At 57.2% G+C, this 6,861-nt stretch carries 4 protein-coding genes and 1 pseudogene; 4 read left to right on the top strand and 1 reads right to left on the bottom strand.

Features of this window, described 5'->3' with window-relative positions; translation table 11 throughout:
* On the top strand, window positions 1–444 hold a 444-nt coding region (locus tag VSS37_RS04260), incomplete at its 5' end, for a low molecular weight protein-tyrosine-phosphatase (RefSeq protein ID WP_324693446.1).
* 1,870 nt (window positions 445–2,314) lie between these two features.
* On the opposite strand, the pseudogene VSS37_RS21915 reads toward VSS37_RS04260, so the two are convergent.
* Window positions 2,315–3,778: pseudogene (locus VSS37_RS21915) on the bottom strand (Rne/Rng family ribonuclease); the annotation flags it as partial.
* Between the two features lie 538 nt (window positions 3,779–4,316).
* On the opposite strand from VSS37_RS21915, the gene VSS37_RS04250 reads away from it, so the two are divergent.
* From VSS37_RS04250 to VSS37_RS04240, 3 genes are read left to right on the top strand one after another with little or no spacing between them, the layout of a single operon-like run.
* A complete protein-coding gene (locus tag VSS37_RS04250) occupies window positions 4,317–5,249 on the top strand; it encodes an RluA family pseudouridine synthase (RefSeq protein WP_324693441.1) in 933 nt (310 codons plus the stop codon).
* On the top strand, window positions 5,246–5,911 hold the full coding sequence (locus VSS37_RS04245) for an HAD family hydrolase (RefSeq protein ID WP_324693440.1): 666 nt from the start codon (window positions 5,246–5,248) through the stop codon (window positions 5,909–5,911). Before VSS37_RS04250 ends, VSS37_RS04245 begins: the two co-directional genes overlap by 4 nt.
* Complete coding sequence (locus VSS37_RS04240; protein WP_324693439.1) at window positions 5,908–6,858, top strand: S49 family peptidase; 951 nt, start codon at window positions 5,908–5,910, stop codon at window positions 6,856–6,858. Before VSS37_RS04245 ends, VSS37_RS04240 begins: the two co-directional genes overlap by 4 nt.
* The last annotated feature ends 3 nt before the right edge of the window (window positions 6,859–6,861 follow it).

The following is a 6,861-nucleotide window of genomic DNA, read 5'->3' as shown; positions in this document are numbered from 1 at the left end:
AACATCTGCCGTTCCCCAACGGCTCAGGGTGTTTTTGAGGATCTGGTCAAGTCGCAAGGGTTGGCAGGGCATATCCTGATTGATTCTGCAGGAACCCATGCCTACCACATTGGCAACCCGCCCGACCAGCGTTCGCAGGCGGCTGCCCGCAGCCGTGGGGTGGATTTGTCCGGGCAACGCGCCCGCAAGGTGGACGGGTCGGATTTTGATCGCTTTGATTACATTCTGGCGATGGATCGTTCCAATCTGGAAGATTTGCGTTATCTGGCGCAGCAGGAACAGCTTGGGCGCATCCATTTGTTCATGAAGTTCGCCTCCCACTGGAACGTGGACGAAGTGCCAGACCCGTATTACGGCGGCAACAGTGGCTTTGAGCGTGTGCTTGATATGGTGGAGGATGCGGCGGCAGGCTTGCTGGAGCATATCCGCCGCACTCACCTTTAGGTTATTGCTTCTCAGGCTCGGCATGCATCCATGATGGACGTTTTTTGGCGGGCACAGGCGCAACAGTTTCTTCCTCGGCCACCAAGGCAGGCTCCGGTTGCCTGTCTTCAGGAACAGGCGGTGCCTCAACCGGTGTTTCAGCAACTGTAGCCGTCTCCTCGAGCAGAGGTTCTACAGTGGGGATGGCTTCTTGCACTGGTTCCGCTACCGTGGGTGCCACAATAGCGGCAATTTCTGGCGCTGGTTCTGCCACAATGGGCGTCACAGTTGGGGGCGCTTCTTGTGGGAGAGGTGGTTCCGTTTGCACAACGGGCTGCGGTTCCGCCTCTGTTTGTTGCAGGGCTACGGCTTCCATGGGTTCCGGCGCTGTTGGCTGGAGGGGTGCCACTTCCGCAGATTCTGCTGTCGGAGGCTCAGGAGCCAAGGTTTCCACAAATATTGGGTCTGGTGACACTGTCTCCAGCGGTGTGGAAGCTGCCGTGTCCGGGGAGGGGAGTTCCGCCACGGATTCCATCGGCACAGACGCTAGGGTTTCCGGAACCGTTGCTTCCGCTTCGGAGGATTCCACCACCGGCATTTCGGCTTGCCCAGGCTCTTCTGGGCTGGTTGTGGCCTGAAGGTGACTGGTTTCCTGGCGCAATATTGTCGATTTTCCAGCGCTCAGGTCGATAATGACGGGTTCCATATTTTCTGGCATCAACATGGGCTGTTCGCCTTCAGGCGTAGCCGGACGTGGCGGGCGTTGCCGGTTCTGGCTATTGCGGGGACGGCGGGTGCGGCTGCGCCGCTCACGGGGCACCCGAGCCGTGTGTTCAGCCGTTTCGGTGAAGCTCTCATCATCCTGGGTTTCCGCTGGCTCTGCTGTGTGCTCAACAGAGGGTGGGGCGTCACGGGAGTCTGGCGCTTCTGGGATTGCCATTTCAAGGGTGTTGGCTTGTACAACGGATGGTGTTTCCTGCGCCAGTATTACGGAAGGCTCTTGGATAACGCCATGCGGAGGTTGGTCGGCAGTGTTGGCGCTTTCTTGGCGCTGCTGCCGGTTTTTGTCCCTGCGTGTTTCGGCTTCATCCCTGTTTTCAACAGCACCGTCATCTGTTGGCGGTTGCCGGTGGCGCTGATCACGGCGGGAACGCTCCCGGCGGCTTTGGGGCTGCTGGTTGTCATCCCTATGGGCGTGTTCTTTGCTGTCGCGTGGGGCGGGCAGGGTGATTTCGAGTGGCGTCCGATCCGTCATGTCCTGTTCCATATGGACAGCGGCGTCTTTTTCGGTTTGCCTGGATTGCCGTTGTTCCTGCCTGCCCGGTTCAGCCGGGGCGGCATTGTCTTCCCGTTCGGAACGGTTGCGGCCACGGTTGCGGCGATCATTGTTGTTGCGGTCGCGGCGGTTCTCCCGGCGATTTTCTTGGCCATTGCGATGGCGTTGGCCTTCGGCAGCGGGTTGCCCTGTGTCCGCTTCCGCTTCAGCCCTGTCATCCCTGACCCGTTCCCGCCGCTCGTTACGTTTGTCTTGCTGGGGCGCTTGTTCAGGCTTGTTGCGGGGTTGGGTGGCCGCAGCTTCCGTTTTGGCTTTGTTTTCCGCTTCCTCGGCAGCCTTGTCCACACTGGGGTTGCTGCCAAAAAGGCTATTGAAAATGCGCCGCATCAGGCCAAGACCTTTGATTTGTATGGCTGAGACGGGTGAAGCCGGTTGGGTTGTTTCCGGGTAGCTGCGGAACGCCTGTGGGGCTGGCGTGCTGGGCATGACATTGGTGACAGCGGCTTCCACCGGCATCTGGATGGGCAGCGCTTCCTGCTGGATGGTTTCTTCCTGGGCTGGGGGCGCGGGAATATATTGGTAGCTGGGGCCTTCCTCTTCCTCCAGATTGTCGCTGCGGATGCGGGTGATTTCGTAGTGCGGCGTTTCCAGGTAAGGGTTGGGGATGATGGTCATGTCGACACTGCGGCGTTGCTGGATGTCACTGATGGCCTGGCGCTTTTCATTCAGCAGGAACGTGGCGACCGCCACCGGCAACTGGGCGATGACCTTGCCGGTCATTTCCTTCATGGCTTCCTCTTCGATTAGCCGCAGGATGGAAAGCGCCAGGGAGTCGGTGCTGCGGATATGGCCATGGCCGGTGCAGCGCGGGCATACGATCTGGCTGGATTCGCCAAGTGAAGGCCGCAGGCGCTGGCGGGACATTTCCAGCAAGCCGAAGCGGGAAATGCGCCCGACCTGCACGCGGGCGCGGTCGAGTTTCATGGCGTCGCGCAGGCGTTTTTCCACTTCGCGTTGGTGTTTGCTGGGCTGCATGTCGATGAAGTCGATCACAACCAGCCCGCCCAGGTCACGCAACCGCAACTGGCGGGCGATTTCGTCGGAGGCTTCCAGGTTGGTGTTGAGGGCGGTCTCTTCAATGTCCTGCCCCTTGGTGGCGCGGGCGGAGTTGATGTCAATGGAAACCAGCGCCTCGGTATGGTCGATCACGATTGCGCCGCCGGACGGCAGGCTGACGGTGCGCTGGAACGCAGTTTCAATCTGGTTTTCCACCTGGAAACGGCTGAACAACGGGGTGTTGTCGGTGTAATGCTTGAGCTTGCGCAGGTTGTGCGGCATGACTGCCTGCATAAAGTCGCGCGCCTGTTTGAACACCTTGTCATTGTCGATGACGATTTCGCCAATATCGCGGCGGAAATAGTCACGCAAGGCGCGGATGATGACATTGCTTTCCTGGTACAGCAGGGTCGGCCCCTTGTGCTGCTGGTAGGCTTGCTGGATGGCCGCCCACAGGGTTTTGAGGTAGTCCAAATCCCAGGCAAGCTCTTCGGCGTCGCGTTCAATCCCGGCGGTGCGCACGATCACGCCCATGCCATCCGGAATGTCGAGTTCGTTCAGCGTCTGCTTGATCTGCTGGCGATCTTCCCCCTCAATGCGGCGGGAAACACCACCGGCCTTGGGGTTGTTGGGCATCAGCACCAGATAGCGGCCAGCCAAGCTCAGGTAGGTGGTGAGGGCAGCGCCCTTGTTGCCGCGCTCTTCCTTGTCCACTTGCACCAGCACTTCCATGCCTTCGCGCATGACGTCCTTGACGGTTGGACGGCCAGCGATTTTTGCGTCAGCGCGGTAATATTCCGGCGCAATTTCACGGAAGGACAGGAAACCATGCCGCTGTGCGCCATAGTTGACGAATACCGCCTCCAAGCTTGGCTCAACACGGGTGACGATGCCTTTGTAGATGTTGGCTTTTTTTTGTGCGCGGAAGGGGTGTTCAATGTCGAGGTCATACAGGCGCTGCCCGTCGACCATGGCGACGCGAATTTCTTCCGGCTGCGTCGCATTGATCAGAATACGTTTCATGTACTACATAAGCCTTGTTATGCAGCACCTGTCACCTGTTTGTTTGCAGGTAGAGATGACTATATTGGTTTGTTTAATATCAAATAGTTAGGTCAGCCATGCTAGGGCTGGCCTGATTTTCTCCACCTTCGTAAAGAATCGTTCGGTTATCAAGGGTCATGGAAAAAGCCTTATTTCCCTATAAGGGCGGCACATGAATGTTGTAAACCGCTGGCGTATTCTTGCAACAGACATCAGCAACAAGTCCTGCTGTTAATGTCATACCTGTTTGCTTACTTGTTTTCTGCGCAACAGGCATAAAAATTGAGGTAAGGAATCTTTGTCTTATCCTGTTTACCTCGCACAAATTCCCGTAGGGATATGCTTACTGAAAGAATTTGTGATTGAATCGCTCAGGCATGAACCATATCATCGCGTTCGGATTTGACCGAACCCACTTTGCCAGGTTTTCACCCGAAGTCTGCCTGCTGAGAATATATCAATTCGGTTAATCATATTCAATTTGCATTTAAAGTTTAGTGGGCATGTCGTCAAATTTATGGCAGTCGAATATTACACAGTCAGTGAAAACGAGGCGGGGCAGCGGATCGATAACTTCTTGATCCGCCACCTTAAGCAGCTCCCCAAAAGCGCGGTTTACCGGATTTTGCGCAAGGGCGAAGTGCGGGTTGACAAAAAACGGGTCAAACCGGAAAAGAAGCTGGCGTTGGGGGAAGTCATCCGCATTCCGCCGCTCAAGCTGGAGGCAGAGCTGAATTCGCCGGATAAGCCAGCTGTCGCTTCTGACGCCTTGCTGGAGACGCTGGAAAAGGCGCTGTTGAGGGAAGATGAGCAGTTGATCTTCCTTAACAAGCCTGCCGGGTTGCCGGTGCACGGCGGCAGCGGCTACAAGCTGGGCCTGATTGAAGCTTTCCGCCAATTGCGCCCCAACCTGCCGTATGTGGAGCTGGCACATCGGATTGACCGCGACACCAGCGGCGTTGTGATCTTGGCCAAGTCCCGTCAGGCGTTGACCGAACTGCACACGCTGTTTCGGGAGGGTGGGATCGACAAGCGTTATCTGGCGCTGGTGGCGGGAAAATGGACGTATGGCCGCCAGCATGTCAGCGTGAATCTGGGCAAGGAGGAAGGGCGGCGGCAGAAAGTGCAGGTGATGGAGGAGGGCAAGGAATCCGAAACCATCTTTGCACCGGTGAAGAACCTGCGCGGCGCATCCCTGATTGAGGCGCAAATCCTCACCGGACGGATGCACCAGATTCGCGTGCAATTGCAACATCTGGGGCATCCCATCCTCGGCGATGACCGTTACGGCGATTTCGCCCTCAACCGTCAATTCCGGGAACAGGGCCTGCACCGCCTGTTCCTGCATTCCGCCAACGTCAATTTCGTGCTGCATTTGACCGGAAGGCGCTATGTGGTGGATTCCCCCTTGTCTGAAGACCTACAAACTGTGGTGGCTAACCTGCGATGAAACCTTATTCCATACTGATTTTTGACTGGGACGGCACGTTGATGGATTCAGCGGCACACATCACCCATTGCATGCGCAACGCCATTGCCCTGACCGGCGCAGAGCCACGCACGGATGAGGAAATCCGCCATGTGATCGGCCTGGGGCTGGAGGAAGCGATCCAGTATTTGTATCCTGGCAAAGCGTCCAGCCGTATCCGTGAAATTGCTGACGAGTACCGACAGGAGTTCCTGGTGCGCAGCAAGCATGGCAGCGAATTGTTCGGCGGCGCGCGCGAAACCCTGCATGCATTGGCGCAACAAGATTATTTGTTGGCCATCGCCACTGGAAAATCCCGGCGCGGCCTGGATAAAGTGCTGGAAGAAACCGGGTTGGCTACGCTGTTCCCGATCACCCGTTGCGCCGATGAAACCTGTTCCAAGCCGCACCCCCAGATGCTGGAGGAAATTTTGACAGATTATGACGCTACGCCGCATGATGCCTTGATGATTGGCGACAGCGAATACGACCTGCTGATGGCGCGGAATATCGGGATGGATTCGCTGGCTGTCAGCTACGGGGTGCATGGGCTGGAACGTCTGCTGCAACATGAACCGCGCGGTCATGTCGATAATGTCGCCCGCATTCCCGGTTGGTTAGCTGAACAGAAGGTTAAAAAATGAATCAAGAAGAAACGCAAGCAATTCAGGCGCTCAAAGACGTAGCGCTGGAAGGCATTAAGGAACAGCGCCGGGCGCGGCGTTGGGGGATTTTCTTCAAGCTGTTTTTCGCGCTGTATCTGCTGGCGGCGTTGTTTGCCCTGTTTGGCGTCGGCGAGTCCGATGGCAAGCTGACGACTGCCGACAAGGTCACCGCTGTGGTGGATATTAATGGGATCATTATGGACGGCGCTCCCGCCAGCGCCGAGTTGATCCTGCCCAGCCTGAAAGAGGCGTTCGAAAACAAGAAAACCCAAGGCGTGCTGTTGCGCTGCAATAGCCCGGGCGGCAGCCCGGTGCAGGCGGGCATCATCAATGACGAAATCCGCCGCCTTAAGGCCGAGCACAAGGATATTCCCGTTTATGCCGCCATTTCTGACCTGTGCGCTTCCGGCGGTTATTACATTGTGGCGGCGGCGGACAAAATCTATGCCGACAAGGCCAGCATTGTCGGTTCCATCGGTGTGCGTATGGACAATTTCGGGGTGGTCGGCCTGATGGACAAGCTGGGCGTGGAGCGCCGCCTGTATACGGCGGGGGCCAACAAGGGCATGCTCGACCCATTCCTGCCGGAAAAGCCTGAACAGGTGGCGTTTGTGCAGAAAATGCTGGATGAAACCCATCAGCAGTTCATCAATGTCGTCAAGCAGGGGCGTGGCGACCGTTTGCATGACAAGGATAACCCTGACATTTTCTCCGGCCTGTTCTGGACGGGCGAAGACGCGGTCAAGCTGGGCCTGGTTGATGGCTTGGGCAGCGATGCTTATGTCGCCCGTGACCTGATCAAGGCGGAAGAGATGGTGAATTTCACCTCCAAGAAAGATCTGCTGGCGCGCCTGAGCGACCGGGTGGAGACATCCCTGCATCTGATGATGGGCGACGGTTCAACGCCACGGACGGTATTGCGTTAAGCC

Origin of the sequence: Candidatus Thiothrix phosphatis, from assembly GCF_035668035.1 — a bacterium.
GTDB classification, from domain to species: Bacteria; Pseudomonadota; Gammaproteobacteria; order Thiotrichales; family Thiotrichaceae; genus Thiothrix; species Thiothrix phosphatis.
This window is presented reverse-complemented; position numbering and strand designations above follow the sequence as displayed.

What these genes read in the sequence shown, in the direction of transcription:
- VSS37_RS04250 (WP_324693441.1), top strand. Translation starts at nt 4,317, where the DNA reads ATGGCAGTCGAATATTACACAGTCAGTGAAAACGAGGCGGGGCAGCGG.
- VSS37_RS04245 (WP_324693440.1), top strand. Translation starts at nt 5,246, where the DNA reads ATGAAACCTTATTCCATACTGATTTTTGACTGGGACGGCACGTTGATG.
- VSS37_RS04240 (WP_324693439.1), top strand. Translation starts at nt 5,908, where the DNA reads ATGAATCAAGAAGAAACGCAAGCAATTCAGGCGCTCAAAGACGTAGCG.